This window comes from Gordonia abscondita, assembly GCF_032711245.1.
GTDB lineage: Bacteria > Actinomycetota > Actinomycetes > Mycobacteriales > Mycobacteriaceae > Gordonia.
In genome coordinates, this window is record NZ_CP128986.1 from 1883382 (window position 1) to 1899779 (window position 16398).

The following is a 16398-nucleotide window of genomic DNA, read 5'->3' on the forward strand; positions in this document are numbered from 1 at the left end:
TTGTTCTGGAGCCGAGATCGGGTGTGCGAACACAGATCGGCGGGTCGACTCAGCTGGTGAGTCGACCCGCCGATGTCGTGCAGCGTCAGTGGGCGACGGCCCCTTCCGCGCCGACTCCGGTCAGCGAGCGGACCTCCATTTCGGCATTCTTGGCCGCATCGCCGTTGTCGCGGGACGTCAGGGTGCCGACGATGCCGAGGAGGAACGCGAGCGGGATCGAGACGATGCCCGGATTCTCCAGTGGGAAGTACGAGATGTCGATGCTCGAAATCATTGCTTTCGAACTACCGGTGACGGCGGGGGAGAAGACGATCAGGACGATGCACGAGGTCAAACCGCCGTACATGCTCCACAGCGCGCCACGCGTGTTGAACCGACGCCAGTACAGCGAGTAGATGATCGTCGGCAGGTTGGCCGAGGCTGCGACCGCGAACGCGAGAGCGACGAGGAACGCGATGTTCTGGCCGTTCGCCAGAATGCCGAGGACGATGCTGACGATGCCGAGAACGACGACCGTGATCCGCGAGACACGTACTTGGTCGGTCTCCGATGCCTTGCCGCGCTTGATGACAGAGGCATAGATGTCGTGGGCGAACGACGCCGACGCGGTGATCGCCAGTCCGGCGACCACGGCGAGGATCGTCGCGAACGCGACGGCCGACACTATGCCGAGTAGGACGGTGCCGCCCAGTTCGAGCGCCAGCAGCGGAGCCGCCGAGTTCTCGCCGCCGGCCGCGCTGAGGATCTTGTCCGGTCCGACGAGCGCTGCCGCACCGTAGCCGAGAATCAGGGTGAACAGGTAGAACGCGCCGATCAGGGAGATCGCCCACACGACCGAGCGACGGGCCTCCTTAGCGGTCGGCACCGTGTAGAAGCGCATCAGCACGTGCGGCAGGCCTGCGGTGCCGAGGACCAGGGCGAGACCGAGCGAGATGAAGTTGATCTTCGACTCGGTGGAGCCGCCGTACTTGGCGCCCGGCGCGAGGACGTCCCGCGACGCGACCGCCTCGTCCGCCGAACCGGAGATCATGGCCTGCGCTTCACCGAAGAGGTGGGAGATGTTGAACCCGAACTTGATGAGCACGATCGCCGTCATCACGACGGCTCCCGCGATCAGCAGGCACGCTTTGATGATCTGCACCCACGTGGTGCCCTTCATGCCGCCGATCAGCACGTACGCGATCATCAGGACGCCGACGACAGCGATCACGATGCTCTGGCCGGTCTTGTCGTGGATATTCAACAGCAGTGCGACGAGACCGCCTGCGCCAGCCATCTGTGCGAGCAGATAGAACAGTGACACGACGAGCGTCGACAACGCGGCAGCCATGCGGACCGGGCGTTCCTTCAACCGGAAGCTCAACACGTCGGCCATGGTGAATCGGCCGGTGTTGCGCAGCAGTTCGGCCACCAACAGCAGCGCGACCAGCCAGGCCACCAGGAATCCGATCGAATACAGGAAACCGTCGTAGCCGTACACGGCGATCGCGCCCGCGATACCGAGGAAGCTCGCCGCCGACAGGTAGTCGCCTGCGATCGCGATACCGTTCTGCGTGCCGGAGAAGCCGCCGCCCGCAGTGAAGAACTCGGATGCCGTCGTGTTTTTCCGGCTGGCGCGGATCACCACGAACATGGTGACCGCGACGAACGCCACGAAGATCGAGATATTCATCGCGGTGTTGCCGACGGCCTCGGGCTCGGCGAGAAGGGTGATGGTCATCGGATTTCCTCCGCAGTCTCTGCATACACGCCGTCGGCGAAGTTCTGACGGATCTGTTCGGCCCTCGGATCGAGGTCACGGCTCGAGAACTTCACGTACGCGGCGGTGATCGCGAAGGTCGTCACGAACTGGAGCAGCCCCAGGATCAGACCGAGGTTGATGTTCCCCCACACCTTGGTTCCCATGAAGTCGTCCGCGAACGCACCGAGGATGACGTAGACGGCGTACCAGAGGAGGAAGAAGACGGACATCGGGACGATGAACCGGAGGAGAGTTCGCCGGAGACTGGTGAATTCGGGACTCGCTTGCGCGACCAGGAACTCGTCGGGCGACGGTTGCACCCGCTCAGGGGGCGGTGGTGCTTGATCGGACACGATCACTCCTTACACATGAGAGTCGATGGTGAATCGCATGCGAGAAGAATGGACGAGATATGAGTCACATGACGTGCTTGTTGTGATCGAATCGACGAGTCTCGTGGACCATGCGATGAACGGTCGTCCGGCGCCGACGAGCGGTGAACGGTCGTGCCCCTCGCCCGGATCAGGGTGTCCGTTCGACGCCCAACCCGAGACGTTCTGGCACGTGCATCGCGGCGAAGACGCCGGCGACGCCAGGTGGCCGCGATGAACGTGTCGCGACGCTGACCGTGATCATGACGACGAAAGTGAGCGGGACCGTCACCGCCGCCGGATAGTCGATGATCGCCGTCGGCCAACCGCCCGCAGCCTCATGGTCGAGTACGCCGCTGACGACTAGGACGACGGCGGCCGCCGAAGCGACCCCGCCGACGACGAGCCCGGCGATCGCACCCGCAGCAGTCAGCCCCCGCCACCAGATACCCAACAGGAGCAGCGGACAGAAGGTCGCCGCGGACACGGCGAACACCAGGCCGACCGACCGGGACAAGTCGAGGGTTCCGGCGCCCAACGCCAAGCCGATCGGGATGAGTCCGCCGACCAGTGCGCAGATCCGGAAGCTACGGACGCCCGCAGGCAGCAGATCGGTTGACATGACGCCTGCGATGCTGACGAGCAGGCCCGACGACGTCGCCAGGAACGCGGCGATCGCGCCCGCCGCGACCAGTGCGCCGAGCAGCGTCCCCCACACTCCCGGCATAGCGGCCGTCGGCAGCAGAAGGACCGCGGCGTCGGTGTTGCCGGTCGTCAACACCTGCGGAGTCCAGACCCGCGCGAGCGCGCCCAGCACCGTCGGGAACAGGTAGAAGACCGACAGCGCGGCGATCACGTTCAATGCGGTCCGCCGCGCAGCCCGCCCGTCGGTGTTGGTGTAGAAGCGCACCAATACGTGGGGGAGTCCGACGGCGCCGAGGAATGTAGCGACCATCAGCGAAAGCACCTGGTAGAGCGGGTGGCTGCCGCCGAGCCCACCGCCGGATGCCGCCCACTGCGCGCCGGTCTGCGGGGCGTCCGAGACAACCGGAGTCGCCGCGCCCGTTGCCAACGTCACCGTTGACCCACGTTCGACGGTGACAGTCCCGACCTCGGCGGGCACGCCGTCGATTCGGACGCCTGCCGGATCGGACACGGTCACCGACACCGTCCGGTCGACGCTCACCGTGGTCGCGACGTCGACGCGAGGCGGCAGCGGCTCGCCCACGTTCGCATCGTGGTGGATGAACAGCATCGAGAGGGCGAGCGCGGGCACCGCGACCGCGGTGAGCTTCAACCAGTACTGGACTGCCTGCGCGAACGTCACCGAACGCATGCCGCCGCCGACGACATTGACGATCACGAGCAGGCCGACGGCTACCACGCCGATCCACGGGGGTAACCCCAGCAGGATGTCCAACGCAAGGCCGGCTCCCTGCAACTGCGGGACCAGATACAACACACAGATGCCGACGACCACGACCATCGTCGCCGTGCGCGCTCGTTTCGACGTGAGGCGGAATTCGGCGAAGTCGGGCACCGTGTATGCGCCCGACCGACGGAGCGGAGCGGACACGAACAGCAGGAGCGCGAGGTAGCCCGCGGTGAACCCGATCGGATACCAGAGAGCGTCGGCCCCGTACTTGGCGACGAGTCCGGCGACGCCGAGGAACGATGCCGCCGACAGGTATTCGCCCGCGATCGCGGCGGCGTTCCAGCCGGAGCCGATGCTGCGCGAAGCGACGAGGAAATCCGACGTCGAGCGGGCGCCTCGTCCCGCATAGGCACCCGCGGCCAGGGTGCCGATCGCCGCGAGCACCACGGCGGCGACGGTGAGCGCGGTGACGTGATCGCTCACGGAGTTGAGTCCCGCGTCGATCGAGCAGAGCGAGTGGCCGGGTCGAGATATCGGGTGGAGCCAGTCGCAGGTTCGTGGTCATCGTCGGTGAGGCGGACGAAGTCCCGTTCGGCCTGGTCGGCGAGCCGGATGTACAGGCTGCCCGCCAGGTACAGCAGTGGATACGGGAGCACTCCGAGAATGATCCAGTTGAGCCGGATCCCGAACACGGTGGCCGATGCGAACGGTTCGACGGTCGCGCCGAGGATCGGAACGGCGACGAAGATCAGGACCACGGCTAGGCCCAAGCGCAGGGCGAGGCCGAGTTGCGCGCGGACCAGGCCGCGGACCAGATTCTCGCCGATTCCACTCTGTTCCGCGACCTGGACGCGGGTGTGGACCATGCGCGCTCCGCGTCGCTCGGACAGGACGACGCGTTCGCGGGGCGGGTGGTCGGGCATCTCAGCCGCCGGCCCCCGCCGGTCCGCCGCCTCGAATGGTCCGCATCGGGTCACGGACCAACCGGTCTTTGAGTTCCCGGACCTGGCGGCGGCTCACCGGCAGTTCGACCGCCGGTGACGTCCCGTTGGACTGGATTCGGACCATGGTCGACGCACCCGTGGACCGCAGGCCCGACACCATCAGGAGGTTAACCAGGTAGCTGCGGTGAACACGCGCGAAGCCTGCCGGGCCCCAACGGGATTCGAGCATCGACAACGTGATGCGCACCAAATATGAGCCGCTGTCGGTGTGGAGGCGGGCATAGTCACCGACCGCTTCGACCCACGAGATGGCGTCCCGTCGGACGAGCGAGGTGACGCCGCCGGATTCGACGGGGATCACCTCGTCGGATTCGGTGCCTGCGGCGGTGCCGGACTCGATGCGGGCGGACTCGTTGCGGGCGGGATCGCCGGGGTTGGCCCGTTCGTACGCTGCGACTCGGTCGACCGCCCGGGCCAACTGTGCTTCGCGCAGCGGTTTGAGAAGATAGTCGACGGCGCCGACCTCGAACGCTTCGACGGCACGGTCGTCGTGCGCGGTGACGAAGACGATGGGTGGCGGGTCGGCGTACTTGGCGAGGACCCCGCCCAACTCCATGCCGGACAGGCCGGGCATCGAGATGTCCAGGAACACTCCGTCGACCCGGTGATCGCTGAGTTCGCGCAACGCCGACGTGGCGTCGGACGCGGTCAGTACGAGATCGATGGCATCGTTGCGGTTCAACAGGAACGCGAGTTCGTCGAGGGCGGGTGCCTCGTCGTCGACGGCGAGGACGATAAGTCCGTTCATCGTGTGCGCGGCTACCTTCCGTCCGGCGGAGCGACGGCGCGGATCCCGGCAGCGAATTTCGGGATCCGCATGCTCACCTTGGTGCCCGCGCCGACTGCGGTCTCGACTATCAGACCGTAGTCGTTGCCGAACGCCGACCGTAGGCGTTGGTCCACATTCGTCAGTCCTACATGTGCGCCGTCGGATTCGGCGGGCCCCGCAGGGGCGAGCGCGTCGATCGCTCCGGTCCGCAGCAGTTCGGGATCCATGCCCGCACCGTCGTCGTCGACACTGATTTCACAGTCGGGTCCCGCATCGCGGGCGGTGATCGAGATCGTGCCTAACTTGCGTCCGGCCATCCCGTGCCGGACGGCGTTCTCCACGAGCGGTTGCAGCGCCAGGAATGGTAGGACGACGCCCAGTACCTCTGGTGCCACCTGCAGCTTCACGGTGAGCCCTTCGCCGAAGCGTGCTCGTTCGAGGGTGAGGTAGCGGTCGATGTTTCGTAGTTCGTCGGCCAGCGGCGTGTACTCGCCTGCGGCGCGGAACGAGTAGCGGGTGAAATCCGCGAAGTCGAGGATGAGTTCGCGGGCGCGGTCGGGGTCGGTGCGCACGAACGACGCGATGGTGTTCAACGCGTTGTAGATGAAGTGGGGGCTGATCTGAGCGCGCAGAGCGAGGACTTCGGCGCGGTCGAGGCGGGCGCGGGACGCGTCGAGCTCGGCGAGCTGCAATTGGCCTGCGACGTACCGCGCGAGTTCGGTGATGGCCCCGATCTTGCCCGGGCCCGGCTCGTCGCGGGTTGCGGCGACGAGGACCCCCGCACTGATGTCGTCGGTCAGGAGTGGTGCGGCGATCAGGCGGCGAGCTAGGCCAGCGGTGCCTGTGGGAGCGCGTTGCACACTCGGGTTCTGCTCGCGTAAGGCGGTCTCCGCGAGCCTTCCGGCAGCGGCGAAGACGGACGGCGTCCACAGATCATCGTCTCCTTCGCAGGCGAGGAGTGTGGAGTCGGGGCCATAGAGGGCGACGCCTTCGGCTTCGGTGAGGGTGTGTAGCGGCGCGATCGCCTCGGCGGCGGATTCTGCGGTCAACCCGTTTCGCAACGGTCCGGCGGCGAGAGCTGCCGTGTGCAGGGTGTTGTGGACGGCGAGTTCGGCAGGTGTCGACACGACCCGCCGTGTCCTCAACGCGATCACGATGAGGATCATCGTCAAGGCGGTCCCCAACACGGTGATCGCGATCAGTTCGCCCGACATGAGTGACGAGCGTATCTCGACCGAGGGTGGTCCGTGGGCCGATGGGGCGACGACGATCTCGTCGCCGCGCGAACTGTATGTCATCTGTTCAACCGGCGGGTTCCGTGAATTCATATTCGACTGTTCGCATATGTTCATGGTTAAGAAACATGGCATGAAGAACGTGCGCGCGATCAGTGCACTCGGTGCAGTAGCGCTGGTCGGTGTCACGGGTGTCCTCGGCGCGTGCTCGTCCGATGAGGGGGTCGGCAACGACGGCGACACGGCGTCCAGCGTCGACGTCGAGCGCGCCGCGACCGGCGACATCACGAAGAATGGCGGCGCACGCCGCCTGTCGGAGGATCAGACGCAGGCGATCGCCGACTCGGTCCAGAAGTCGGGAGCGAAGAACGTAATTCTGGTCATCGGCGACGGCACCGCGAACCAAGAGCTGACCCTCGCTCGCGACTACCAGTACGGTGCTGCCGGACAACTCCCCGGCATCGATCAGCTGCCGTTCAGCGGTGATTACACCACCTACTCGCTGAACAAGGACTCGCACAAGCCAACCTATGTGACCGACTCGGCGGCGTCCGGCTCGGCGTGGTCGACCGGGACCAAGACCTACAACGGCGCGGTCGGTGTCGACGTCAACGGCAAGGCACAGCGCTCGATCCTCGAGATCGCCAAGGCGAACGGGCGCAAGACCGGCGACGTCACCACGACCGAACTGCAGGATGCCACCCCGGCCGTCCAGGTGTCGCACGTGTCGGAGCGCAAGTGCTACGGACCCAAAGTGACGCTGGAGAAGTGCCCTGAGAACGCGCTCGAGAACGGTGGCCAAGGCTCCATCACCGAGCAACTCCTCGCAACCCGCCCCGACGTGACCCTCGGTGGCGGTTGGGAGACCTTTTCCGAGACCGCCACTGCGGGCCGATACAAGGGCAAGACGCTCGACGTCCAAGCGAAAGAGCGTGGTTACCAGGTGGTCCGCAGTGCCGACGAGTTGACGGATGTGCAGAGCGCGGACCAAGACAAGCCGCTACTGGGGGTCTTTGCCGACGGCAACTTGCCGCGACAATGGGCCGCGGCCACCGCCGTCAAGGATGGAAACAGGCAGCCCGCAGTCAAGTGCACGCCGAATGCGGAGTTCGCCTCGACCGTCCCGAAGCTCGGCGCCATGACGACCAAGGCCATCGACCTCCTCAAGGGCGACAAGGGATTCTTCCTGCAGGTCGAGTCGGGCTCGGTCGACAAAGCCAACCACGACGCCGACGCGTGCGGTCAGATCGGTGAGACGGTGCAGCTATCCGATGCCGTCAAGGCTGCGCTCGATTTCGCCAAGGAGAGCAAGGACACCCTCGTCATCGTGACCGGCGACCATGCGCACTCGAGTCAGATAGCCGAGACCGATGCGGAACTGCCGATGCCTGGCCTCACTCGCAACCTCACCACTAAGGACGGCGAGACGATCACCGTCAGCTACGGCACGTCCCTGGAGCCGGGCGAAGAACAGCACACCGGCGGGCAGGTTCGGATCGCCGCCTACGGACCGGGCGCGGTCAACGTCTCAGGTCTAAGTGATCAGACCGACCCGTTCTTCTACATCACCGATCAGTTGGGTGTGGACCGCAATAAGAAGTAACTCCGACGCGGGGTAGCCGACACCGCACAGCGCCGGCGCCGTCCGATAGGGCGATGCCGGCGCTGAGGCGCGTTAGTTTGCAGTGGTGTGTTGGTTGCAGCGGTGCGTCTGACTACTTCTTCTCGCAGGCGACGCCGTCCTTGTCTCGATCGAGGTGCGTGTTCTTCGAGTAGGCGACCTTGTTGACGACGTATCCGCGGGCGGGCTTGGACTTGCCCTTCACTAGGTCGCGCCCACCTGGGCGAGCGACGCCGTGGCGGTAGTCCTTGTTGAGCGCGGTGCAATTGGCGTATCGCTTGGCGGGGGCGGCGTCCGCGTGTGCGTGCGGGACGACGGCAACGACTGTTAGGGCGATGGCTGCAGCTGTGCAGAGTCGAATGATCACCGGTGGAGTGTAAGGAGGCGTGAACGCCGTCGGTAGTCCCGAAACGGGTGCCTCTGCTCGCGAGACCGACCTTGCACTCTCCCTACCTGAGTGCTAAAACGGAACCTGGCACTCGCGGCGTGTGAGTGCCAGGTCGGAACGGTGAGGCCGGTTCATAAGACACCCCGGTCGTCCGTCGCGGGCATCGAGTCCGACCCTACGAAAACTTAGTGTCACCCCCTACCGGAGGATCACTTACCAATGGCAAAGCAGATTGCTTTCGACGAAGAGGCCCGTCGTGGACTCGAGCGCGGCCTGAACAGCCTGGCCGACGCCGTCAAGGTCACGCTCGGACCCAAGGGACGCAACGTCGTCCTGGAGAAGAAGTGGGGCGCCCCCACGATCACCAACGATGGTGTTTCCATCGCCAAGGAGATCGAGCTGGAGGACCCGTACGAGAAGATCGGCGCAGAGCTGGTCAAGGAAGTCGCCAAGAAGACTGACGATGTCGCGGGCGACGGCACCACCACCGCAACCGTTCTGGCTCAGGCCCTGGTTCGCGAAGGTCTGCGCAACGTCGCGGCCGGCGCTAACCCGCTCGGCCTGAAGCGCGGCATCGAGAAGGCCGTCGCGGCCGTCACCGAGTCGCTCCTGGCTTCGGCGAAGGAGGTCGAGACCAAGGAGCAGATCGCTGCGACCGCAGGCATCTCGGCCGGCGACCCTGCCATCGGCGAGCTCATCGCCGAGGCGATGGACAAGGTCGGCAAGGAAGGCGTCATCACGGTTGAAGAGGCTCAGACCTTCGGTCTGCAGCTGGAACTCACCGAGGGTATGCGCTTCGACAAGGGCTACATCTCGGGTTACTTCGTGACCGACGCCGACCGCCAGGAAGCAGTTCTCGAGGATCCGTACATCCTGCTCGTCTCGGGCAAGGTTACGACGATCAAGGACCTCCTGCCGCTGCTGGAGAAGGTCATCCAGGCGGGCAAGCCGCTGCTGATCATCGCCGAGGACGTCGAGGGTGAAGCCCTCTCGACCCTGGTCGTTAACAAGCTCAAGGGCACCTTCAAGTCCGTCGCCGTCAAGGCTCCGGGCTTCGGCGACCGCCGCAAGGCCATGCTCGCCGACATCGCCATCCTCACCGGTGGCGAGGTCATCAGCGAAGAGGTCGGCCTGTCGCTAGAGACCGCAGGCGTCGAGCTGCTCGGCACCGCACGCAAGGTTGTCGTCACCAAGGACGAGACCACCATCGTCGATGGTGCAGGCGACAACGAGGCCATCGCGGGCCGCGTCGCGCAGATCCGCTCGGAGATCGAGAAGAGCGACAGCGACTACGACCGCGAGAAGCTGCAGGAGCGCTTGGCCAAGCTGGCCGGCGGTGTCGCAGTCATCAAGGCTGGCGCTGCCACCGAGGTCGAGCTCAAGGAGCGCAAGCACCGCATTGAGGACGCTGTCCGCAACGCGAAGGCTGCTGTCGAAGAGGGCATTGTCGCCGGCGGCGGCGTGGCCCTGCTCCAGTCGGAGGCTGCCATCAACGGTCTGTCGCTCGACGGCGACGAGGCCACCGGTGCCAACATCGTGCGCGTCGCGCTCGAGGCTCCGGCCAAGCAGATCGCGATCAACGCAGGCCTCGAGCCGGGCGTCGTGGCGGACAAGGTTCGCAACTCGCCGATCGGCACCGGTCTGAATGCCTCGACCAACGAGTACGAGGACCTGCTGGCTGCAGGCATCAACGACCCGGTGAAGGTCACCCGCTCGGCGCTGCAGAACGCAGCCTCGATCGCGGCTCTGTTCCTCACCACCGAGGCCGTCGTGGCTGATAAGCCCGAGAAGAACCCCATGCCGGCGATGCCGGGTGGCGACGAGATGGGCGGCATGGGCTTCTGATCTGACGATCAGCGGCTTACCGCAGAACTCACCGAAGGCCGGTCACCCGAGAGGGTGGCCGGCCTTCGGCGTGCGTGGACGACGGTCGGGGACCGATATGTATTCGTCGGTATCCGTCGACATCTGGTTCGGATCGCCTGGCTGGTGCGCTACGAGGCTCTGACCGGCGGAGGACCGAGTGGGCCGTGGTCATCGGCTAGTTCGGGAAGCGGAGGCAGCGGACGGGATGCGATCTCGTGTGCTTCCTCGTCGGGCAATCCGAAGGCCCGCAGCATGTACTCGGCGAAGGCGCTGCCTGGATCGTCGGAAGCGGCCCCGCTCAGCTCCGATTGAATCGTGGCGAGGAGGCCGCCGAAGTAGATGGCCGTCGCCACCGTTGCGTCGGGTATCGAGAACCGGCCAGCTTCGACGCCCTTCTGCACGTCCCTGGAGTGCAAAGGTCCGATGGTGTCGCGAAGCTCCTGCTGGGCGACCCCGAGTCGAACCAACAACCAGCCCCAGAGTGGATCGCTGACCGCGCTGGCGACCATGTGCCGCATTGCGCACGAGCAGATCTCGGCGGGGTCGGTCATCGAATCGGTCAACGAATCGAGTCGCACACCGAGGGAGGCCAGCGCGTCATGCACGACCGCGGCCGTGATCTCTTCGCGGGTCTGAAAGTAGTTGTAGAAGGTGCCGGTGCCGAGGTCGGCCCGCGCGGTGACCGCAGTGACGGTGAGGCCTTCCGGGCCGACGGTTGCAAGGAGTTCGGCTGCCGCCGAAACCAACTTACGTCGGTTTCGTACCCGCTGGCGCTCGGTGCGGCCTCTCGGCGTCGTCGTCCTCGATTCGCTGACCATGGTGGTCAGCGTATCGGCCCGATCCGACGCGGGACGCCGTCGGGTATTCCTCTGGTAACCCATGCCACTCGTCCGTAACACGGATTCACAATATCGTCACCTGTGAGGGTTGTGTCAGAGGTGAAGAACCCTTCATAATGAGTATGTGCCAAATCACATCGAAGCGTTGTCGGGATCGGACGCCGGGTCTTCCGGGGCAGGGCTGAAGCCTGCTCGTCCGTTGACCGCCACTCAGATTGTCGCCGGGGTTCGGGCAGGAGGTCTTCGCGCCAGCGAGGTTGTAGCTGGACGCCTCGAGGCAGTGTCGAACTCTGATTCGGTGATCGGCGCCTTCCGTTCGACCTCGGCGGAGTACGTCGACACACAACTTCGGGCGGACTCGGCCCGGCCGATCGGTCCGCTGTCCGGGGTCTGCGTGGGAGTCAAGGACGTGATCGACACGTCCGCGCTGCCGACCGGCTACGGATCACCACTTTTCGAAGAGCACCAGCCGGATCGCGACGCGGCGGTCGTCACCCGAATTCGTGACGCCGGCGGGGTCATTCTCGGCAAGACCGAATGCACGGAGTTCGCGATGTTCCAACCGTCGCGGACACGAAATCCGGTTGACCTCACTCGGACTCCCGGCGGCTCGTCGAGCGGGTCGGCTGCTGCCGTCGCCGCGGGTATGGTGCCGGTGGCGCTGGGCACACAGACGGCGGGCTCGGTGATCCGTCCGGCCGCCTATTGCGGGGTCTACGGATTCACACCGACGCGCGGCTGGACCGACGCGGACGGGATATGGAGTCTCGCGGAGTCGCTCGACACCGTCGGAGTATTCGCGCGCACGGTCGCTGACCTCGAACTCTGCTATCGCGCCTTGGCCGTCGAGGGACTGCATGCCAGTCCCGACACGTCACGGAGGGCGCTGCTGCTGCGCTGCGATGAGTGGGGCCTGTGCGACCCGGTGGTCTACGAAGCGCTCGAAGCTACGGCTGCGGCGCTTCGTGACCACGGTTGGGTCGTCGCCGAAGCGCCGTTGCCCCCGACCTGGCGCGACCTCCCTGAAGATCACAAGACCTTGATGGCGATTGAAGTGGCGACGTCGATGACGGCGGCCCTGGGTGACCGGATCGACGGGATCTCTACGGCGGCACGTGCGGTCGTCGAGCAGGGGTTGCGTGCGAACCCGGGCGATCACGCAGCGGTCCTTCGGCGCCGCGACGCAGCACTCGGCGATGCTCGACGTCTCGCTGGGATAGGTGACGTCGTCCTCGCGCCGAGTGCACTCGGTGTCGCGCCGCCTGGTCTCGACTTCACCGGCGATCCGGTGATGTGCCGTCCGGCGACCCTTCTCGGACTTCCGGCTGCCAACGTTCCCGGATACACCGACACCAGCGGGCTTCCCGTGGGTGTGCAGGTCGTGGGTCTCCACGGCGACGACCGCACACTTCTCGCCGATCTCGCCGCCATCGAGGCGGCACTGAGCTCAACCGAGCGCAACTGAATCCGTCCATCCGGACGCAACCCGAAAGAGGAGTTTGACAATGAATACACACGACTTCGTCGCCATCTGCCGCGAGGAACTGCGACTCTGCGGTGTACATGAGGGCGAGTCCATCGCCATCCTGTCCGACGACTCGCCGGGCGAGCTGGTCGAACATGCGGCGGCATTCATGCAGGCCGCCAAGGAGCTCGGCGCGCTGCCGTTCCACGTGCGAGCACCGTCGATGCGAGGCAAGGATGGCGCGGGCAGCGGCGCCTCCGCCTGGGAAGTCGGCAGCACCGCAGTGACCGGGCATCGTCCGGTGATCGACGTCCTCAAGAGCGCCGACATGGTTGTCGACCTCATCTTCATGCTCTTCTCCGAAGAACAACTCGAGATTCAGGCCGCGGGCACCCGCATCTTGTTGGCCGTTGAGCCGACCGACGTGCTCGCCCGCCTTCTTCCTGATCCGAGCATCCGCGAGCGCGTCGACATCGGCGGCGAAATGCTAAGGGCGGCAAAGAACCTTCGGGTCACGCACCCGAATGGCACGGACCTGCTCTACAAGCTGGGGAAGTACCCGACCATCACGCAGTACGGATATGTCGATGAGCCGGGTGGCTGGGACCACTGGCCGTCGGGGTTCCTGTTCACCGGAGCCTACGACGACGGCGTCGACGGCAAGATCGTGCTCGACCCGGGAACGATCATCTATCCGTTCAAGTCTCACATCCGCACGCCGATCACCATGCACGTCGAGAAGGGATTCATCACCGAGATGACAGGTGACCTCGACGCGGGGCTGATGCGCGACTACATGGACCAGTTCAACGATCCCAACGGGTACGCGATCTCGCATATCGGCTGGGGGCTCAACGAGAAGGCTCGCTGGTCCGGGCCGATGATGGATACCCGTGGAGTGGGGCAGGAGGGTCGCTCGTTCTACGGGAACATCCTGTTCGCGACCGGACCGAACCAGGAACTCGGCGGGTCCAACGCCTCACCGTGCCACCTCGACATCCCGCTGCACGGATACACCCTCGAACTCGACGAGACGTTGGTCGTCAAGGACGGCGACATCGCGGTGCCTGAACTTAAGGCTCCCGGCCGCTGACCACCTCCTAGTTCACCCCCACACCTGTAGCGAAGGAGCCACCCAATGCCACGAATCGTGTCGCCGGAGTGTCCGGTACTTCCCGAATCGATCTTCTTTCGATCCGACGCACTACGACTGCACTCGTTGCGGTGGCGGGGCAACGACGGCCCGGACGTCGTAGTCGTGCCTGGAATCACCACGCCGGCCGCATCGGCAGGATCCTTCGCTTGGCGTTTGGCTGGCTTGCCGGGTGTCGGTGACGTCTACGTCCTCGACACCCGGGGTCGCGGTCTCTCCGAGAAGTCCCCGTTCGGAACTCACAGCTCGGTCGACTACGCGCAGGATGTCCTAGCTCTCGTCGAGCACAGCGACTTGTCCGACCCCATTCTGATCGGACACTCGATGGGGGCCAGGGTGGCAGCGCAAGCGACGGTGCAATTCCCTGGTGTCGCACAAGCATTGGTGGCGATCGATCCGCCGATGTCGGGTCCCGGGAGGCCGCCGTACCCGATCCCGCTGGATCGGATGGTCGACGGGGTGATGGCCGCGCGCAGAGGTGAAGGACGTGTCGCCGCTGCTACCGCTAATCCGCGTTGGGGTGCCGAGCAGGTCGCTGAACGTGGCGATTGGCTGGGAGCCTGCGACGAGGTGGCGCTCGTGGAAGCCTTCGCTCATTTCCACCTCGAGTCGTTTGAGCCGGTCTGGCGCAATATCACGGTGCCCACGCTCTTGCTATTCGGCGACGACAGCCCGGTCGTGTCCAGTGAGACGGCGGCGAGTCTGAGGGCGTTGCACCCTGGAGCCTCGGTTGTCTCGGTCTCGAAGAGCGGCCACATGGTCCCGATGGACAATCCGGAGGAAACAGTGACTCGTATCGAAGAATTTCTGTCCGCACTCGCCTGATCGCGGCTGCCGCTCCGTTACAGCACTGCATGTTTCAGCACTCGGCGTGACACACCGAGCGAATCTGTGGCCAACCCGCTGGGTAAACCGGAAGCCTTCATGGGTTTCCGCAGTTTCGTGCATCCATCGGAGGCCGGCCGGTCGGTACTGACCGACGCGGGAATCCCCAGCTCAACCAACTAGAACCCAGTCCTCCCCACTTTTGCACAGGAGCCCGTTGTGACAACAATCTCCCCTCCCGTCCCGGTCGTCGATCTACTCATCAACGGCACAAGTTCGCCGGCCACGTCCGGGCAGTATTTCGAGACCGTGGATGCGGCCACCGGCGAGACGATCGCCCAGGTCGCTGCCGGGACCGTCGGCGACGCCCGCCACGCCGTCGACGCCGCTGCGGCGGCGTTCCCGGCATGGGCGGCTCTGCCGCCCCGCCAACGGCGCGCGGTGCTAGCGAAGGCAGCGGAGCTCCTACAGGAGCGGACCGCCGAGATCGTGACGACCATGGGGCGCGAGATGGGTGCCACAGCACCCTGGTGCGACTTCAATGTCCATGTGGCGCAAGGCATGCTGACCGAATCCGCCGCTCAGGCATATTCGGCGGTCGGCGATACGTCGCCCTCCGACGTTCCGGGGCTGACCTCCATGTCGATTCGCCAACCCGCCGGTGTTGTCATCGGCATCGCGCCCTGGAATGCACCACTCATTCTCGGGGTGCGCGCCATCGCCATGCCGTTGGTGCTCGGCAACACGGTCGTGCTCAAAGGGTCTGAACTCACGCCGCTGTCCCAGCGGATCATCATCGAATGCCTTCGAGACGCCGGCGCGCCCGACGGAGTGGTGAACTTCCTGACCAATGCTCCGGAGGATGCTGCGGACGTCGTCGAAGCGCTCATCGCGCACCCGCAGACGGCACGGGTGAATTTCACCGGCTCGACCCGTGTCGGGCGCATCATCGCTGAGACGGCGGGACGCCACCTGAAACGGACCGTTCTCGAACTCGGTGGCAAAGCACCGCAGATCGTTCTCGCAGACGCAGATATCGAAGAAGCCGCGGCCGCTGCCACCTTCGGCGCGTTCATGAATCAGGGGCAGATCTGCATGTCCACCGAGCGGATCATCGTTGATGCGACAGCTATCGACGAGTTCGCTGCGCGACTGGCCAATCGTGCGTCGACGCTCGTCGTCGGTCCGCCGAGTGACTCCCGGTCGCAGATCGGCCCGGTAGTCCACGCCGGCGCACGAGATCACGTCATGGAACTGATCGCCGATGCCAAGGAAAAGGGCGCGGACGTCCTCACCGGCGGCAGCACCGACGGGCTTTACATACGACCAACCGTCTTGCGTGGCGTGACCCCGGACATGCGAATTTACGCGGAGGAGTCATTCGGCCCCGTGGTGTCGCTCATCGAGGTCTCGGGTCCGGAGGAAGCCATCGCCCGAGCGAACGATACCGAGTACGGACTGACCGCCTCGGTCTTCTCGACCAATGCCGCACAGGCGCTCGAAGTTGCCAAACGCATTCACTCGGGGATGTGCCACATCAACAGCGCCACCGTTCAGGATGAACCGCAAGCCCCATTCGGGGGTACCGGTGCGAGCGGCTGGGGCAAGTTCGGGACCCGTGCGGCCGTCGATGAATTCACGGAGCTGCGGTGGGTCACCATCCAGGCGGGATCCCGCCACTATCCGATCTGATCGCAGGCCAGCCGGTCGCATACCGCGTCCGAAGACACAACGGGAGCAGAGACA

At 65.3% G+C, this 16398-nt stretch carries 14 protein-coding genes; 6 read left to right on the forward strand and 8 right to left on the reverse strand.

Features of this window, described 5'->3' with window-relative positions; genetic code table 11:
- Positions 1 to 85: 85 nt before the first annotated feature.
- The 6 genes from MP11Mi_RS08870 to MP11Mi_RS08895 form a co-directional block, all read right to left on the reverse strand.
- Entirely contained in the window at positions 86 to 1720 is a 1635-nt protein-coding gene (locus MP11Mi_RS08870; protein WP_420041915.1) for a solute symporter family protein, read from the reverse strand.
- On the reverse strand, positions 1717 to 2094 hold the full coding sequence (locus tag MP11Mi_RS08875) for a DUF485 domain-containing protein (RefSeq protein ID WP_420041916.1): 378 nt from the start codon (positions 2092 to 2094) through the stop codon (positions 1717 to 1719). The genes MP11Mi_RS08870 and MP11Mi_RS08875 overlap by 4 nt, the downstream gene beginning before the upstream one ends.
- A 169-nt stretch (positions 2095 to 2263) precedes the next feature.
- The gene (locus MP11Mi_RS08880; protein WP_420041917.1) at positions 2264 to 3970 is read right to left on the reverse strand and encodes a sodium/solute symporter; all 1707 of its coding nucleotides are present in this window, start codon (positions 3968 to 3970) and stop codon (positions 2264 to 2266) included.
- Positions 3967 to 4410 carry a hypothetical protein gene (locus MP11Mi_RS08885; protein WP_420041918.1) on the reverse strand — a complete coding sequence of 148 codons (444 nt, stop codon included), beginning with the start codon at positions 4408 to 4410 and terminating at the stop codon, positions 3967 to 3969. The genes MP11Mi_RS08880 and MP11Mi_RS08885 overlap by 4 nt, the downstream gene beginning before the upstream one ends.
- A 1-nt stretch (position 4411) precedes the next feature.
- Complete coding sequence (locus MP11Mi_RS08890; RefSeq protein WP_420041919.1) at positions 4412 to 5239, reverse strand: LytR/AlgR family response regulator transcription factor; 828 nt, start codon at positions 5237 to 5239, stop codon at positions 4412 to 4414.
- A gap of 11 nt (positions 5240 to 5250) precedes the next feature.
- The gene (locus MP11Mi_RS08895; RefSeq protein ID WP_420041920.1) at positions 5251 to 6474 is read right to left on the reverse strand and encodes a sensor histidine kinase; all 1224 of its coding nucleotides are present in this window, start codon (positions 6472 to 6474) and stop codon (positions 5251 to 5253) included.
- Positions 6475 to 6628: 154 nt separating this feature from the next.
- Here MP11Mi_RS08895 and phoA point away from each other — a divergent pair, with 154 nt between their 5' ends.
- Positions 6629 to 8098 (forward strand): alkaline phosphatase, encoded by a 1470-nt coding sequence (phoA, locus tag MP11Mi_RS08900; protein WP_420041921.1) that lies wholly within the window; start codon positions 6629 to 6631, stop codon positions 8096 to 8098.
- Positions 8099 to 8210: 112 nt separating this feature from the next.
- On the opposite strand, the gene MP11Mi_RS08905 is transcribed toward phoA, so the two are convergent.
- Complete coding sequence (locus tag MP11Mi_RS08905) at positions 8211 to 8483, reverse strand: excalibur calcium-binding domain-containing protein (protein ID WP_420041922.1); 273 nt, start codon at positions 8481 to 8483, stop codon at positions 8211 to 8213.
- 240 nt (positions 8484 to 8723) lie between these two features.
- Here MP11Mi_RS08905 and groL point away from each other — a divergent pair, with 240 nt between their 5' ends.
- A complete protein-coding gene (groL, locus tag MP11Mi_RS08910; RefSeq protein ID WP_420041923.1) occupies positions 8724 to 10349 on the forward strand; it encodes a chaperonin GroEL in 1626 nt (541 codons plus the stop codon).
- Between the two features lie 149 nt (positions 10350 to 10498).
- Here groL and MP11Mi_RS08915 read toward each other — a convergent pair whose 3' ends face one another.
- Positions 10499 to 11188 carry a TetR/AcrR family transcriptional regulator gene (locus MP11Mi_RS08915; protein ID WP_420041924.1) on the reverse strand — a complete coding sequence of 230 codons (690 nt, stop codon included), beginning with the start codon at positions 11186 to 11188 and terminating at the stop codon, positions 10499 to 10501.
- A 145-nt stretch (positions 11189 to 11333) separates the two neighbouring features.
- Here MP11Mi_RS08915 and MP11Mi_RS08920 point away from each other — a divergent pair, with 145 nt between their 5' ends.
- The 4 genes from MP11Mi_RS08920 to MP11Mi_RS08935 all read left to right on the forward strand — a co-directional run bounded on the left by MP11Mi_RS08920 (position 11334) and on the right by MP11Mi_RS08935 (position 16344).
- Positions 11334 to 12674 carry an amidase gene (locus MP11Mi_RS08920; RefSeq protein ID WP_420041925.1) on the forward strand — a complete coding sequence of 447 codons (1341 nt, stop codon included), beginning with the start codon at positions 11334 to 11336 and terminating at the stop codon, positions 12672 to 12674.
- 40 nt (positions 12675 to 12714) lie between these two features.
- Positions 12715 to 13767 (forward strand): M29 family metallopeptidase, encoded by a 1053-nt coding sequence (locus tag MP11Mi_RS08925; RefSeq protein ID WP_420041926.1) that lies wholly within the window; start codon positions 12715 to 12717, stop codon positions 13765 to 13767.
- A gap of 45 nt (positions 13768 to 13812) precedes the next feature.
- A complete protein-coding gene (locus MP11Mi_RS08930) occupies positions 13813 to 14652 on the forward strand; it encodes an alpha/beta fold hydrolase (RefSeq protein WP_420041927.1) in 840 nt (279 codons plus the stop codon).
- Between the two features lie 219 nt (positions 14653 to 14871).
- Positions 14872 to 16344, forward strand: a complete 1473-nt coding sequence (locus tag MP11Mi_RS08935; RefSeq protein WP_420041928.1) for an aldehyde dehydrogenase — start codon at positions 14872 to 14874, stop codon at positions 16342 to 16344.
- Positions 16345 to 16398: the final 54 nt, after the last annotated feature.

Excerpts from the sequence above, each read along its gene's own strand:
- groL (WP_420041923.1), top strand. The coding sequence starts at position 8,724 with ATGGCAAAGCAGATTGCTTTCGACGAAGAGGCCCGTCGTGGACTCGAG.
- MP11Mi_RS08925 (WP_420041926.1), top strand. The coding sequence starts at position 12,715 with ATGAATACACACGACTTCGTCGCCATCTGCCGCGAGGAACTGCGACTC.
- MP11Mi_RS08870 (WP_420041915.1), bottom strand. The coding sequence starts at position 1,720 with ATGACCATCACCCTTCTCGCCGAGCCCGAGGCCGTCGGCAACACCGCG.
- MP11Mi_RS08890 (WP_420041919.1), bottom strand. The coding sequence starts at position 5,239 with ATGAACGGACTTATCGTCCTCGCCGTCGACGACGAGGCACCCGCCCTC.
- MP11Mi_RS08895 (WP_420041920.1), bottom strand. The coding sequence starts at position 6,474 with ATGTCGGGCGAACTGATCGCGATCACCGTGTTGGGGACCGCCTTGACG.
- MP11Mi_RS08930 (WP_420041927.1), top strand. The coding sequence starts at position 13,813 with ATGCCACGAATCGTGTCGCCGGAGTGTCCGGTACTTCCCGAATCGATC.
- MP11Mi_RS08885 (WP_420041918.1), bottom strand. The coding sequence starts at position 4,410 with ATGCCCGACCACCCGCCCCGCGAACGCGTCGTCCTGTCCGAGCGACGC.
- MP11Mi_RS08915 (WP_420041924.1), bottom strand. The coding sequence starts at position 11,188 with ATGGTCAGCGAATCGAGGACGACGACGCCGAGAGGCCGCACCGAGCGC.
- phoA (WP_420041921.1), top strand. The coding sequence starts at position 6,629 with ATGAAGAACGTGCGCGCGATCAGTGCACTCGGTGCAGTAGCGCTGGTC.